This window comes from Vibrio sinaloensis DSM 21326 (assembly GCF_000189275.1).
Lineage (GTDB): Bacteria > Pseudomonadota > Gammaproteobacteria > Enterobacterales > Vibrionaceae > Vibrio > Vibrio sinaloensis.
Map to the genome: position 1 here is coordinate 1 of NZ_AEVT01000072.1, position 15379 is coordinate 15379.

Consider the following 15379-nt stretch of genomic DNA (forward strand, 5'->3'; position numbering starts at 1 on the left):
AGCGGCTTTTTTGTTGTTCGCTTCTAGTTAGGCTTCCATGTAACCCGCTGGCATTTCGATGCGAGCCACACCAGAGTCAACCGCTGCCTGCGCTACTGCTTTTGCAACACGTGGAAGTAGGCGAGAGTCCATTGGTTTTGGAATGATGTAGCCTGGGCCAAATTCTAGCTTGTCGACACCCGCGGCTTTAAGCACTTCCGCTGGTACGTCTTCTTTGGCTAATTGACGGATGGCATCAACGGCCGCTAACTTCATCTCATCGTTAATTTCACTGGCGCGTACATCCAGCGCACCGCGGAAAATGAATGGGAAACACAGGACGTTGTTGACTTGGTTTGGATAGTCCGAACGGCCTGTACCCATGATTAGGTCATCACGTACTTGGTGCGCAAGTTCTGGCTTGATCTCTGGATCTGGGTTAGAACACGCAAATACGATTGGTTTATCTGCCATCAGTTTTAGGGCTTCTGCAGGTAGCAGGTTTGGACCTGATACACCAAGGAATAGGTCAGCACCTTCAATGACGTCTTCCAAAGTGCGCTTATCTGTGTTGTTCGCAAATAACTGTTTGTATTCGTTTAGGTCGTCACGACGAGTATGAATCACACCTTTGCGGTCAAGCATGTAGATTTTTTCACGCATCGCGCCACACTTGATCAACAGTTCCATACATGCGACAGCAGCAGCACCAGCACCAAGACAAACAATGGTCGCTTCTTCTAGCTTTTTACCTTGCAGTTCAATCGCATTCAGCATGCCAGCAGCAGTAACAATGGCGGTACCATGTTGGTCATCGTGGAATACAGGGACATCACAACGTTCAATCAACTGCTTCTCAATCTCGAAACAATCAGGTGCTTTGATGTCTTCTAAGTTGATGCCGCCGAAAGTGTCGGCAATATTTGCCACAGTATCAACGAACTCTTCGATTGTGCGATGCTTCACTTCGATATCGATGGAATCAAGTCCCGCAAAACGCTTAAAGAGTAAAGATTTACCTTCCATCACTGGCTTAGAAGCCAGTGGACCTAAGTTACCGAGACCAAGAATTGCTGTGCCATTAGAGATGACAGCGACCATATTGCCTTTTGATGTGTACTTGTAGACATTATCTGGGTTTTGGGCAATCTCGCGAACGGGTTCCGCGACACCAGGGCTGTAGGCTAGAGCAAGATCATTTGCCGTTTCTGCCGGCTTTGTCAGCTCGACTGAAATCTTACCTGCAGTAGGGAGGGCATGGTAATCAAGCGCTTGTTGGCGGAATTGTTCTTCTGGGGATAGCTCTTGGTGGTTGTCATCGGACATAGGTGTAGGTACTCGTTAATAATAATAGGAAAAGGGGAAATCCATTCTAGAGTAACTAAGTCAAGCTGCAAAGGTCAGAGTGCGACCCACGACGATAAAAAGTGGGAAATGACTGGAGATTAGACCAGATCAATAGAGAGATCGCTGGTAAACAAGTCGAATAAAGAAATAATCAACCATATAGGCTTGTTTTTTATATGGCTATTGAGTTTGGGAAAACAAAAAAGGACGCCTTAGCGTCCTTTTTAGATTCGAGCAAAGAGAAGTGATTACTTCTTGCTTGAAAGAGCACCGAAACGCTTGTTGAAGCGATCAACACGGCCGCCAGTATCAACGATACGTTGCTTACCAGTGTAGAATGGGTGACATTTGTCACATACGTCTAGGTGGATAGACTCTTTAGTTAGAGTTGAGTTGAACTCAAAAGAGTTGCCGCAAGAACAAGTTGCTTTTACAGCTTTGTATTCTGGGTGGATACCAGCTTTCATGGGATAACCTCTATATAGGCCGTGTCGCTATCCGAATCTAAGCCGGACACCACACGTAGTGAATAAAAAATTGCTAGGATACCGCTGCCGTTTGGCGAGCCATATCTCTAAGGCGCGATATAGTAATGAATCATGTTGATAGGATCAACCAATTTACTAAGAAAGTTGCTACTTTTTTAGCCGCAGCCAAGGGATGCTGCAGAGAGCTTGGGCTATTGAGTGTATTTGCACTTTGGTCCTTTTCCCTTAGACTAGCTGTGTCTTCTTCCTCATTTCTCAATGGCTTGTATGCGACCAACAATTGCTCGAGTGGCTTTGCCTGTTCCACTCGATAAACAGTTTGATTACCAGATCCCTGCCCACTTATTCCCGGTAATAGGTGGTCGAGTTTCGGTGCCTTTTGGTCGTCAAACCTTAGTGGGTATCGTGACGGCATTGGTTAACCATTCAGAATTTAGCCTAGATAAGTTGAAGCCGATTAAACAAGTGTTAGATAGTCAGCCAGTGTGGCCAGACAAACTCTACTCTTTACTGCAGTGGTGTAGCCTTTTTTATCAGTACCCACTAGGCGATACATTACTTAACGCCATGCCATCATCGTTGAGAAAAGGAAAGCCCGCCGATTTTGCAACGCTGGTGGAGTGGCAATTAACGCCAGCGGGGAGAAATCAGTTGATGCAGGGCTTTGGTCGAGCAGTTAAACAAGCCAAAGTGATGCATATGCTTGAATCGGGAGCGGTTTCTCATCAAGCATTTGTCGATCAAGAAGTGAGTTCGAGTGTACTTAAGACCTTGTCAGAAAAGGGCTGGATTGAGTCACTAGAAAAGAAACCCGTAATTCGAGACTGGCGCACTGATGTTGAGGCTGATGTCGATAAACCTAAGCTGAATACGGAGCAGGCCGTGGCGATTGCGACGGTAAACAGCTGCTCTGAGTTTGGCTGCTTTTTACTTGAGGGGGTTACGGGCTCAGGTAAGACCGAAGTTTACCTCAACTTAATCAAGCCTGTGCTAGAAAAAGGACGACAAGCACTGGTTTTGGTACCAGAGATAGGTTTAACACCGCAAACCATCAATCGTTTTAAAAAGCGTTTCAATGTCCCGGTTGAAGTCATTCACTCTGGATTGAATGACAGCGAACGACTTAACGCTTGGCTTAGTGCTCGTGACAATGCGGCTGGCATTGTGATTGGTACGCGTTCTGCGCTGCTGACGCCTTTCCACGATCTTGGCATTATTATCGTCGATGAAGAGCATGACTCCTCCTACAAGCAGCAAGACAGTCTGCGTTATCACGCTCGTGATGTCGCGGTTATGCGTGCGAACAAAGAGCAGATCCCCATTGTTCTGGGGTCGGCCACCCCTGCTTTAGAAACCTTGCACAATGCGTTAGTCGGCAAGTATCACCACTTAGTGTTATCGAAGCGTGCAGGCAGTGCGACACCTACCACTAACAAGGTGTTGGATATCAAAGGGTTGTATTTAGAAAGTGGTTTATCTGCTCCGTTGATTGCTGAAATGCGCCGCCATCTTCAGGCGGGAAACCAAGTGATGTTGTTCTTGAATCGACGCGGTTTCTCGCCAGCCTTGATGTGCCATGAATGTGGTTGGATAGCGGAGTGCAAACGCTGCGATGCTTACTACACCTACCATCAGAACAGCAATGAAATTCGCTGCCATCACTGTGGCTCTCAGCAACCTATTATTCATCAATGTCACGGTTGTGGTTCGACGCATCTAGTGACTGTGGGGGTGGGTACTGAGCAACTAGAAACTCAATTAGCGAATTTGTTTCCCGATTACAAAGCGATTCGTATCGACAGGGACAGTACCCGCCGCAAAGGTAGCTTAGAAAGTGCATTGAGTGCGATCCGCAATGGGGAATACCAGATCTTGATTGGTACTCAAATGCTTGCCAAAGGGCATCATTTCCCTGATGTCACCTTAGTCGGTTTGCTGGATGTTGATGGCTCTCTCTACAGCAGTGACTTTCGGGCCTCAGAGCGATTAGCACAATTGTTTATCCAGGTTGCCGGTCGTGCTGGGCGCGCAAGTAAGCCTGGAGAAGTCATTTTGCAAACGCATCACCCGGAACACAGTTTGTTGCAAGCGCTGTTGACGAAAAGCTATCGTCACTTTGCTGATACCGCTCTTCAGGAGCGCAAGCTTGCCATGTTGCCGCCGTATTCATTCCTTACTCTGTTCAGAGCAGAGGCTAATAACAGTGACACGGTAGAAGAATTTTTACGTCAGGTTCGACATACCTTAGAAGCTCACCCCTTGTTTGATGACAGTTGCCAGGTGCTGGGGCCAACTCCCGCTCCTTTAGCAAAACGGGCAGGGAAATTTCGTTGGCAGCTATTGCTACAAACCCAACAGCGACCAACCATGCAGAAACTGCTCTCGAGTGCCAAACCCGCTATTCAGTTACTGCCAAGTGCGAAAAAGGTGCGTTGGACGTTAGATATTGAACCGCAAGACTTGAGTTGATGATCAGCATATCTCAGCATGCATGCTCTGTCATATGACGGAAAAGAGTTGTCGTGAGATTAATGAGTTGCAGTTTTTTCATTTATTTGTGACCCAGATCTTGTTTGTACTGCCCATTTTGTTAAATCTCCCGTAACTTTGTGTTGTGAAATGAATAAACTAGGTGAGAGTTTACTTAACGCCAAGTACTCAAACACAACAAGTTAAACGTTTGCTAAAGGCAAATGGCGCATAAGAATGAGTTTTAGCTCATCACTATCACACATTCAGCCGTAAGTAATGAAGTGTGATTCAGCACGGTTTAGGTGGCACCACGCTACCAAAGTTGGAAATTGAAGAGGGTAAAAATTTTATGGCGACAATGAAGGATGTTGCCCAGCTAGCGGGAGTTTCGACAGCGACGGTTTCCAGAGCGTTGATGAATCCGGAAAAAGTATCTTCAGCGACAAGAAAGCGCGTTGAAGATGCAGTGCTAGAAGCTGGATATTCACCAAATTCTTTGGCGCGCAACTTGCGCCGAAATGAGTCAAAAACGATCATTGCTATCATTCCGGATATCTGTGACCCGTATTACACAGAGATCATTCGTGGCATCGAAGATGCGGCCATGGAACATGGTTATATTGTTCTGCTCGGCGACAGTGGTCAGCAGAAAAAGCGTGAAAGCTCATTTGTAAACTTAGTCTTTACCAAGCAAGCAGACGGGATGTTGCTGCTGGGTACCGATTTACCGTTTGATGTTAGTAAGCCAGAGCAGAAGAATTTACCGCCCATGGTTATGGCGTGTGAATTTGCTCCAGAGTTAGAGCTACCTACGGTACATATCGATAACTTAACTTCTGCATTTGAAGCAGTGAACTACCTAACGCAAATGGGCCACAAGCGTGTTGCTCAGATTTCTGGCCCAGAGTCTGCCGCGTTGTGTCAGTTCCGTCATCAAGGTTATCAGCAAGCACTGCGTCGTGCGGGTATTACCATGAACCCGAATTACTGTACGTATGGTGACTTTACCTTTGAGGCAGGAGCGAAAGCGATTCGTCAATTGTTAGCGTTACCTGAGTCGCCAACGGCGATCTTTTGTCATAATGATGCGATGGCTATTGGCGCTATCCAAGAAGCGAAAAAACTGGGCTTGCGCGTTCCGCAAGACTTATCTGTGGTTGGGTTTGATGATATTCAGTTCGCGCAATATTGCGATCCTCCGTTGACTACGATTTCGCAACCTCGTTATGAGATTGGCCGTCAAGCCATGCTGATGATGTTGGAGTTGCTGCGTGGTCATGATGTTCGTGCGGGCTCTCGCTTGCTTGAGACCGAGTTGGTCGTTCGCGAAAGTGCAGCGCCACCGCGTGTCATATAATTGAGCTTTGATTGATAAGCGGCGCATTTTGATGCGCCGCTTCCATTTCAGGTCTGTCATCACGCGCCAATCTGATTTAACATACCCTTAGTAGTAACAAACGATTGATGTACAGCAGTGGCAAACAGAGATTATGTAAAACGTGGGCGGGGCACTGGTGGGCGCAAGCAGCCTGCACGTAAGAAAGCGGCAGCCCCGCGCAGAAAACCTTGGCGTAGTGGATTAATCGCTATTCTATTGGTGGGCATGTTTGGTTATGGCCTGTACATTTTGAATAATGATCCTGAGCCACCTACGCCTGTGGTGGAGGTTAAACCGAAACCAAAACCTAAGCCAAAAGAAGTGCTGCCTCCTCCTCCTGAAGAGAAGTGGGACTATGTGGAGAGCTTGCCAAGCCGTGAGGTTGAAGTAAAAGCTAAAGAGCAAGTGGTATCCAAAATTCCATATATCATGCAGTGCGGAGCTTACAAAAATGCGCAGCAAGCGGAAGCGCGTAAGTTGGATATTGCCTTCCAAGGGTTAACTAGCCAAATTCGCAAGGCAGAAGGAAGCAGCTGGTATCGCGTGGTGCTTGGCCCGTACAAATTTAAGCGTGATGCGGAACGAGACAAGCATAAGCTTCAACGAGTGAAGATAGAACCTTGTGCGATTTGGAAGGAATCTCAATAAACAAAGGCGAGCCGAATGGCTCGCTTTTTTACACTCCTCGCTAAGATTATCCCCCTTGAATTCCTACTCCTGTAACCTCATATAAGTTCTAACATTGAGATTAAAACAACTATGAGGCCCTACTCGTGACTACCATTGTATCTGTACGTCGTAACAACAAAGTCGTCATCGCTGGTGATGGACAAGTATCTTTGGGTAACACAGTAATGAAGGGCAATGCGCGCAAAGTGCGTCGCCTGTACAACAACAAAGTACTCGCAGGCTTTGCTGGTGGTACGGCTGATGCCTTCACGCTGTTTGAAAAGTTTGAAAGTAAACTGCAAATGCATCAAGGCCACCTAACTAAAGCAGCGGTGGAACTGGCTAAAGATTGGCGAAGTGATCGTGCCCTGCGCAAGCTTGAAGCATTATTGGCTGTCGCGGATGAAACGGCATCATTGATCATCACAGGTAATGGTGATGTTGTTCAGCCTGAAAACGATCTTATTGCGATTGGCTCAGGCGGCAACTTTGCTCAAGCTGCGGCAACGGCACTACTTGAAAACACTGAATTAGATGCACGTGATATTGCAGAAAAGTCACTCAAAATTGCTGGTGATATCTGTGTGTTCACTAACCATCACCACACTATCGAAGAACTAGAAATTCCAGCTACTCCAGCCGAGTAATGACCGCTGAATAAATAAAGATAGTGCTAACAGAATTTAAGGAAACTGATTATGTCTGAAATGACACCTCGCGAAATTGTTCATGAACTTAACCGCCACATCATTGGCCAAGAAAATGCAAAGCGTTCAGTGGCGATCGCGCTACGTAACCGCTGGCGCCGTATGCAGCTTGACGAAAGCTTGCGTGTTGAAGTCACGCCAAAGAACATTCTAATGATTGGTCCAACGGGTGTGGGTAAAACTGAAATTGCTCGCCGTCTTGCTAAGCTAGCCAATGCGCCTTTCATCAAGGTAGAAGCGACTAAGTTTACTGAGGTGGGCTACGTAGGTAAGGAAGTGGAAACTATTATCCGTGACCTAACTGACGTTGCGATTAAGATGACTCATCAGCAAGCGATGGAAAAAGTAAAATTCCGCGCAGAAGAGCAGGCAGAAGAACGTATTCTGGATGCGCTACTTCCTCCTGCGCGTGATGCTTGGGGTCAAAACGAACAGCAAGATGAAACGTCTTCAAACACACGTCAAATCTTCCGTAAGAAGTTACGTGAAGGCAAGTTAGACGATAAAGAGATTGAAATTGATGTTGCTGCGCCGCAGATGGGGGTAGAGATCATGGCTCCTCCAGGTATGGAAGAGATGACGAACCAGCTGCAAGGCATGTTCCAGAATCTTGCCGGTGATACCAAGAAGAAACGTAAGCTGAAAATTAAAGATGCGTTCAAGGCATTGACTGAAGAAGAAGCAGCGAAACTGGTTAACCAAGAAGAGCTAAAAGAGCAGGCTATCTTCAACGTTGAAAACAACGGCATCGTATTCATCGATGAAATCGACAAGATTTGTAAGCGCGGTGAAAGCTCAGGTCCTGACGTATCACGTGAAGGTGTTCAACGAGATCTTCTCCCTCTGATTGAAGGTAGCACAGTATCAACTAAGCACGGCATGGTGAAAACTGACCACATCCTATTTGTGGCGTCTGGTGCATTCCAAGTGGCTAAACCATCGGATCTAATCCCAGAGTTACAAGGTCGTTTACCAATTCGTGTCGAGTTAGAAGCGTTATCAAGCCACGATTTCAAACGCATTCTGACTGAGCCTAAAGCCTCTCTGACAGAGCAGTACGTGGCGTTGATGAAGACAGAAGACGTTGATATCGAGTTCACCGAAGAGGGCATCACGCAAATTGCAGAAGCGGCGTGGACGGTAAACGAAACGACAGAAAACATTGGTGCACGTCGTCTGCATACTGTCATGGAGCGCTTGATGGACGAGATTTCATTCGAAGCTACGGATAAGTCGGGCTCTAAGCTGACAATAGATGCAGCGTATGTCAAAGCCAAACTGGGTGATACGATCGAAGATGAAGATCTAAGTCGATTCATTCTGTAACCCAGCGTTACTTTAAAAAGCTCGCTCACTTTGAGCGAGCTTTTTTGTTGGTCGTTAATCGGTTGTTTTGTGGTGTGTTTCTAATCTTTGATCTGAATAGCAAGCGATTGCACTCGCTTTAACCCAATATCCTGTACAGAAAAACATCGGGATAACGGTGTGCAACAAAGATTTTTATCTGTATGATGGCGCGCTTTTATGATCGTCCTCACACTCCTGCGTGGTTTGAGAGGTAAATACGCCTAACCCGATTATCGGGCCAGCAAAAGCGAGACTCTAATGTCTAGAGCCAGTTTGGCGGCAGGAGACCCCTGCATTTCTAATGTCGATACTTCGACGTCTACCGTTAACATTACAACGGCGAAATCCCTAAGTTCCCAACTTCAACTTTCTAACCCTGTTTTTTGGATCAGTGGCAGTTTCCTGTCTTTGTTCGTCCTGCTTGCGTTTATTAGCACAGATAGGCTCAGTGAACTTGTCAACAGTGGTTTTATTTACGCGACCCAGTATTTTGGTGGCTACTGGCAGATTCTTCTACTCGTTAACTTTGTGATGGCGTTGTACTTAGCACTTGGTCAAACAGGTTACGTACGACTAGGCGGAGTTGCGGCACCAGAAATGAGTACCTTCAAATGGCTGTCGATATTACTGTGTACGTTGCTCGCCGGTGGTGGTGTCTTTTGGGCTGCCGCCGAGCCGATTGCTCATTATGTGTCTGCACCACCACTTTATGGTCAAGATGAGCCGCGTGAAATGGCAATCAATGCACTTGCGCAGTCGTTTACCCACTGGGGCTTTCTCGCTTGGGCAATTCTCGGCGCTTTATCTTCAATTGTCTTGATGTATCTGCATTATGAAAAAGGGTTACCGTTAAAGCCGCGTACTCTGCTGTATCCTGCTTTAGGCGAGAAAGCGATGCATGGCTGGATAGGCAATCTCACGGATGGACTAAGCATTATCGCTGTTGCAGCAGGCACAATCGGACCAATCGGTTTCCTTGGTTTACAAATTAGTTATGCTCTGCATGCCTTGTTTGCTATCCCTGACACTTTACTCACCCAGACTTTAGTGATTCTAGGTGCAATGGCGATTTATACTTTGTCTGCGTTGAGCGGATTGAGTAAAGGGATCCAAATTGTGAGTCGCTACAACATCGTTTTATCGCTCGCTTTGGTGCTCTTCATCCTGATTGCAGGACCGACTCGATTCGTGATTGACGGTTATATTCAAGGTGTTGGGCGCATGTTGGATAACTTTATTCCAATGGCGCTTTATCGTGGTGATGAGAATTGGCTAAGCTGGTGGACAGTCTTTTTTTGGGGTTGGTTTATTGGTTATGCCCCTATGATGGCGATTTTTATCGCTCGAATTTCGCGCGGTAGAACCATACGTCAGTTAATCTTAGCGATCAGTGTGACGGCACCCCTGATTACCTGCTTTTGGTTTAGTATTGTCGGTGGCTCTGGTCTTGCGTTTGAACTGGCGAATCCAGGTAGTGTGCAAGCTGGATTTGAAGGCTTTAATCTTCCTGGAGCGTTGCTCGCTATGACTCAACAACTGCCATTTCCCTTGTTGATCTCAATACTATTTCTAATTTTGACCACGACCTTCATTGTAACCACTGGTGATTCAATGACATACACCATTTCAGTCGTGATGACTGGAGAGAGTCAACCTAATGCGGTGATTCGTTGCTTTTGGGGCATTGTAATGGGCGCCATCGCGATCGTTCTGATTTCAATCGGAGAAGGTGGCATCTCTGCGCTGCAATCCTTTATTGTGATCACTGCAGTACCGGCCTCGTTGATCATTTTACCTTCCTTATGGAGCGCGCCTAAGTTCGCTGGTTTAATGGCTAGGCAGCAAGGCATTGTGCGCGAAAGTATGAATTAAGTATGTGCTATTGAGAAAAAGCCGACCTAATGGTCGGCTTTTTTGTATGCGTGATGCATCGATAAGAACTTTATATATTTCGGAAAAATTATGCTTATTTTGTGAATCTTTCGATTATTCCTAAGTTAAATGTTTTGTTACATTTACATCTGTTGGTGAGGCGCTCTGTAACAGTCTGTTTTCATTGGTTTTGAGCCACTCAAACAACACAAAGGAGAATAATAATGAACGATTTAAGCTTAGGACAAAGCTCAAAGGTTGAACAACGACGTCAGATGCTACACAAAGGAATAAAAGTCGCTATTTTTGGCGTACCTCTGTTAGCTCTTGGTTTAACGATAAATAGCTCGGTGCTGATGACGGATGCGGGCTACAGCTATGTCCATCAGAATAACATCACCGGTGAGTTGGATGTGTTTACTGAGCCAGGCATTCACTTCCGAATGCCGTTTCTATCTAAGATTACTCAGTATGACCAAGTCATAACGGTCTCTTTTGGTAACAGCAAAGGCGAGGACTTTTATCAGCGACTCGATCCTGTTCAAGTACGTTTTGCGGATACTTATATCGGCCAGATCCCGGTAACCTTCCGCTTTAAACTCAGCAATGATCCCGAAGCGGTCAAAAAGATGCATCGAGAGTTTCGTAATAACAGTAATTTGATTGATGCGTTGTTGGTGAAGAATGCCCGAAACGTCACCGTGATTACGGCGACTCAATATACCGGTGAAGAATTCTTCCAAGGTGGTTTGAATCAGTTCAAATCCAAGTTGGGTGACCAGTTACGTGATGGTATCTACACCACAGAGCGTCGTCAGGTAGAGGTTGAAGAGTTAGATCTTGCTCCCGTTGGCGTTGATCAAGCGAATGCAAACCAGCTACAACGTACCAACCAATTGGTATGGAAAACCGTACCTGTGGTTGATGCGAGTGGTCAACCTATTCGTCAAGATAACCCGCTACAGCAATATGGGATTCAAGTGACTCAGGTGACGATAGGCGATCCGCAACCCGAGAAGCAGCTTGATCAGTTGTTGGCAGATAAGAAGCGCTTAGTCGCCGATCGGATTCGTGCGATTCAGGAGCAAGAAACGTCTAAGGCACAAGCAGAGACGGAGCAACTACGTAAAGAAATTCAACGTACGCGTGAAGTTCAAGATGCACAACGTCAAAAAGAGTTGGCGATCATTTCTCAGCAAAAAGAGGTTGAAGTTGCCCGTCAGATAGCGGAGCGAGAAATTGTCGAAGTAGAGAAGACCAAGCGCTTAGCGGAAGTCGAAAAAGAGAAAGAGCTGGCGATTGCGGAAGCCAACTTAGCGATTCAAAAAGCGAACGCTTTATCGGCAGAATTTGAAGCAAAAGCGATTTTAGAAAAGGGTCGAGCAGAAGCCGAAGTCTTGAAAGAGAAGTACGCGGCACTGGGGGCTAACCGAGAAGTGTACTTGGCAGAATTGAATCGAGACGTGGCGAATTCGCTATACAACAACCTGCAAAACTTCCAAGTGCAGATGCCGCAAAACTACATCGGAGGTGGTGACGACACGGGCCTGAAAACCAATCTTGATGTGATCACTGGATTTGGGGCATTAGGTTTAATGGATCAAACCAAGAAGGTTACACAGCAATAAGAACATGGGTGCTCTAAAGCTTGATAAGCAAAAAGATCATGGCTAACCCAAAACTAAAAAAGCTGGCAAAGTGCCAGCTTTTTCTATTTTCAAGTCTTAAATCATAAAGATGAAGATAACGGCTAATGCAGAGATTAAACCGGCAAAGGCATAACATGCTACTTTGCCAACCACACCCGTATGGAATTTAAGATCATGCATACCATGATGAACACGGTGCATTGCATGCCACATTGGCAGCGCTAGTGTACCGATGATAAACAGTGCACCAATAATGCTGGTGGCAAACTCAGAAACACGCTCATAGCTGAGTGCTTCTGTATCAATCACACCCAGTGGCGCAAGCACGCCAAGCACTAAAATAGTGACAGGAGTAATCATCGCAAACCAAGTGCCGCCTGCGCCAAATAGACCCCACCAGATTGGCTCATCAGAACGTTTCGGTGCTCTATCTACAGAGTAATTCGGTTTCATTGTTAAAGCTCCTTACACCACAACAAGTACAATGAGTGAGATAAATGCGACTGCGGCCCATTGGGTCAAAACGATAACTCGCTTATCAACAGGCTTGCCTTTCAGACGTATTGGCATTACTTGCGGCATCATGCTGAAGAAAGTTTGCGCATGCAGCAGGCTACCTGCGAGTGCAACGATGTTAATCGCAATCACAACTGGGTTGGCCATAAAGCCTAACCAAGTCTGCCAAGCTTCTGGGCCTTTCACTAAAGAACCTAAACCGAAAGTTAGGAATAGAGTGAATAGGATCAGTGGCAGTACCGTTGCTTCACGCAGCATGTAGAAGCGGTAAAACGGGTGGTTCTTCCACCAAGTACGTTTAACTTCACGAACGTAAGGTTTACGGTTACTCATCTTACGCCTCCTCTGCTGTTTTCGTTGGGGTGCCATCAGGCTTGAACATAGAGATAACGAAGTCCATTGAAGACTCAACTTTACCTTGGTTTACCGCAGCGGCTGGGTCTACGTTCTTCGGACATACATCAGAACAGTAACCGACAAACGTACAACCCCAAGCGCCATTTTCACCATTGATCAATGCCATACGCTCAGATTTACCGTTATCACGGCTATCTAAGTTGTAGCGGTGAGCCAGTGTCAAAGCAGCAGGGCCGATAAACTCAGGGTTCAAGCCGAACTGAGGACACGCTGCGTAACACAGACCACAGTTGATACAACCAGCAAACTGTTTGTACTTCGCCATCTGTTCTGGTGTCTGCAAATTCGCGCCATCTTCAGGCTTACGGTCGTTACCAATGATGTAAGGCTTGATTGCTTCTAGGCGCTCGATAAACGGCGTCATATCAACAATCAAATCTTTCTCGATTGGGAAGTTTGCTAAAGGCTCGATCTTCACGCCATTTGGGTAATCACGTAGGAAGCTCTTACAAGCAAGCTTAGGTACGCCATTAACCATGATGCCGCACGAACCACAGATCGCCATACGACAAGACCAACGGTAAGAAAGGTCTTTGTCTAGGTTGTCTTTGATGTAGCCAAGGGCATCAAGTGTTGACATGGTTTCATCAAAGGGGACTTCAAAGGTCTGAAAATGCGGTTCTGCGTCTTTCTCTGGGTCATAACGCAGAATCTCTACTTTTTGGATGCGATTGGCTGACATTACGCTTGCTCCTCTGCTTTCTTCTCTGCCGCTTTCGCCGCTTCTTCGGCTGCTGCTTTCTCTGCTGCTTCACCGTATAGACGAGCTTTTGGTTGTGACTTAGTGATGGTCACCTTGCTGTAGTCGATAGTTGGTGCCGCATCTTCTTGGAAGAAGGCGAGAGAGTGCTTGAGGAAGTTTTCATCATCACGCTCAGTACAGTTGTCGTCAAGACGTTGGTGTGCACCACGAGACTCTTTACGTAGAATCGCAGAGTGAACCATAGCTTCAGCCACTTCGAGGCCGTAACCCACTTCGATAGCGTAAAGAAGGTCAGTGTTGAACACTTTGCCTTTGTCTTTGATGCTGATTTTCTTGTAACGTGCTTTTAGCTCAGTGATCTTATCGATCGTTGCTTGCATCAGGTCTTCTTGGCGGTAGATACCACAACCCGCTTCCATGGTGTGACCCATTTCAGTGCGAATATCCGCCCAGTTTTCATCGCCTTCTTGGTTCATTAGTGCGGCAATGCGTTCTTCCACGGCTTTAACTTGAGCTGCAATTGACTCTTCGTTCCAGCCTTTGAATTCTGCCGCGCGTTTCACGGCTTGTTCGCCCGCCACTCGGCCAAATACCACGAACTCGGCCAGTGAGTTCGAACCTAGACGGTTCGCACCGTGAAGGCCAACAGACGCACACTCACCGACCGCGAATAGACCTTTAATGCGAGTTTCACATTCGCCGTTGGTTTCAATACCACCCATGGTGTAGTGAACAGTAGGACGAATTGGAATTGGCTCTTTGGCTGGGTCAACGTTCACGTACGCTTTCGCTAGCTCACAGATGAACGGTAGACGCTCTTGTAGGTACTCTTCACCAAGGTGGCGAAGGTCTAGATGCACCACGTCACCAAGAGGGTGCTTGATGGTGTTGCCTTTCTGCTGCTCGTGCCAGAAAGCTTGTGAAACTTTGTCACGCGGACCCAGTTCCATGTATTTGTTCTTTGGCTGGCCAACTGGAGTTTCTGGACCCATGCCGTAATCTTGTAGGTAACGGTAGCCATTCTTGTTGACGATAATACCGCCTTCACCACGACAACCTTCGGTCATCAGGATACCGGTTCCCGGTAGACCTGTTGGGTGGTATTGAACGAACTCCATATCACGTAGAGGAACGCCGTGACGGTAAGCCATCGCCATGCCGTCGCCCGTTACGATACCACCGTTAGTGTTACAGTGGTAAACACGACCTGCGCCACCGGTTGCTAGTACAACGGATTTTGCTTTGATGGTAACTAATTCACCTTCGGACATGTGAATGGCGATCAAACCTTGGACTTCACCTTCGTCTACAAGGAGATCGACCACAAAGTACTCATCAAAACGCTTGATGTTGTCGTACTTCATTGATGTCTGGAATAGGGTGTGAAGCATATGGAAGCCAGTTTTATCCGCCGCAAACCAGGTACGTTCAACCTTCATTCCGCCAAAGCGACGAACGTTAACTTCTCCGTTTTCTTTACGGCTCCATGGGCATCCCCACTGTTCCATTTGAATCATTTCACGAGTAGCGTTCTCTACGAAGTACTCAACGACATCCTGTTCACAAAGCCAGTCGCCACCGCCAACGGTATCGTTGAAGTGGTTGTCTAGGCTATCTTCATCCTTGATAACTGCGGCTGAGCCACCTTCTGCAGCAACCGTATGGGAGCGCATCGGGTAAACTTTCGAAATAAGTGCTACTTCTAAGTCAGGGTTTGCTTCAGCTGCTGCAATAGCAGTGCGAAGACCAGCGCCGCCTGCGCCGATCACTGCGATATCTGTGGTGATAATTTGCACAGTTATCCTCCAGTGTGAAATTGCGGAGTGTTCCGCTTG

Annotated in this window: 13 protein-coding genes; 7 read left to right on the plus strand and 6 right to left on the minus strand. The window is 46.8% G+C overall.

Annotation, left to right across the window (positions count from 1 at the left end; genetic code table 11):
• Positions 1-27: 27 nt before the first annotated feature.
• Together RH45_RS12535 and rpmE are read right to left on the minus strand one after the other, a co-directional pair.
• Entirely contained in the window at positions 28-1305 is a 1278-nt protein-coding gene (locus RH45_RS12535; RefSeq protein WP_008077695.1) for a malic enzyme-like NAD(P)-binding protein, read from the minus strand.
• Between the two features lie 269 nt (positions 1306-1574).
• Positions 1575-1793: a 50S ribosomal protein L31 gene (gene rpmE, locus RH45_RS12540; protein ID WP_006963341.1), complete on the minus strand. Its 219-nt coding sequence runs from the start codon at positions 1791-1793 to the stop codon at positions 1575-1577.
• Between the two features lie 288 nt (positions 1794-2081).
• Here rpmE and priA point away from each other — a divergent pair, with 288 nt between their 5' ends.
• The 7 genes from priA to RH45_RS12575 all read left to right on the plus strand — a co-directional run bounded on the left by priA (position 2082) and on the right by RH45_RS12575 (position 11887).
• Positions 2082-4283, plus strand: coding sequence for a primosomal protein N' (gene priA / locus RH45_RS12545; RefSeq protein WP_008077699.1), 2202 nt, complete (start codon positions 2082-2084; stop codon positions 4281-4283).
• A gap of 352 nt (positions 4284-4635) precedes the next feature.
• A complete protein-coding gene (cytR, locus tag RH45_RS12550; protein WP_008077701.1) occupies positions 4636-5643 on the plus strand; it encodes a DNA-binding transcriptional regulator CytR in 1008 nt (335 codons plus the stop codon).
• A 117-nt stretch (positions 5644-5760) separates the two neighbouring features.
• Positions 5761-6312, plus strand: a complete 552-nt coding sequence (locus RH45_RS12555; protein ID WP_008077703.1) for an SPOR domain-containing protein — start codon at positions 5761-5763, stop codon at positions 6310-6312.
• Positions 6313-6437: 125 nt separating this feature from the next.
• Positions 6438-6980, plus strand: coding sequence for an ATP-dependent protease subunit HslV (hslV, locus tag RH45_RS12560; RefSeq protein WP_008077705.1), 543 nt, complete (start codon positions 6438-6440; stop codon positions 6978-6980).
• A gap of 51 nt (positions 6981-7031) precedes the next feature.
• On the plus strand, positions 7032-8366 hold the full coding sequence (gene hslU, locus RH45_RS12565; protein ID WP_008077706.1) for an HslU--HslV peptidase ATPase subunit: 1335 nt from the start codon (positions 7032-7034) through the stop codon (positions 8364-8366).
• Between the two features lie 279 nt (positions 8367-8645).
• The gene (locus RH45_RS12570; RefSeq protein WP_008077707.1) at positions 8646-10259 is read left to right on the plus strand and encodes a BCCT family transporter; all 1614 of its coding nucleotides are present in this window, start codon (positions 8646-8648) and stop codon (positions 10257-10259) included.
• A 224-nt stretch (positions 10260-10483) separates the two neighbouring features.
• Positions 10484-11887 carry an SPFH domain-containing protein gene (locus tag RH45_RS12575; RefSeq protein ID WP_008077708.1) on the plus strand — a complete coding sequence of 468 codons (1404 nt, stop codon included), beginning with the start codon at positions 10484-10486 and terminating at the stop codon, positions 11885-11887.
• Between the two features lie 96 nt (positions 11888-11983).
• On the opposite strand, the gene frdD is transcribed toward RH45_RS12575, so the two are convergent.
• From frdD to frdA, 4 genes are read right to left on the minus strand one after another with little or no spacing between them, the layout of a single operon-like run.
• Positions 11984-12361: a fumarate reductase subunit FrdD gene (frdD, locus tag RH45_RS12580; protein WP_008077709.1), complete on the minus strand. Its 378-nt coding sequence runs from the start codon at positions 12359-12361 to the stop codon at positions 11984-11986.
• Positions 12362-12373: 12 nt separating this feature from the next.
• The gene (gene frdC / locus RH45_RS12585; protein WP_008077710.1) at positions 12374-12757 is read right to left on the minus strand and encodes a fumarate reductase subunit FrdC; all 384 of its coding nucleotides are present in this window, start codon (positions 12755-12757) and stop codon (positions 12374-12376) included.
• 1 nt (position 12758) lies between these two features.
• Complete coding sequence (locus tag RH45_RS12590; protein WP_008077711.1) at positions 12759-13523, minus strand: succinate dehydrogenase/fumarate reductase iron-sulfur subunit; 765 nt, start codon at positions 13521-13523, stop codon at positions 12759-12761.
• Entirely contained in the window at positions 13523-15340 is a 1818-nt protein-coding gene (gene frdA / locus RH45_RS12595; protein WP_008077713.1) for a fumarate reductase (quinol) flavoprotein subunit, read from the minus strand. Before frdA ends, RH45_RS12590 begins: the two co-directional genes overlap by 1 nt.
• Positions 15341-15379: the final 39 nt, after the last annotated feature.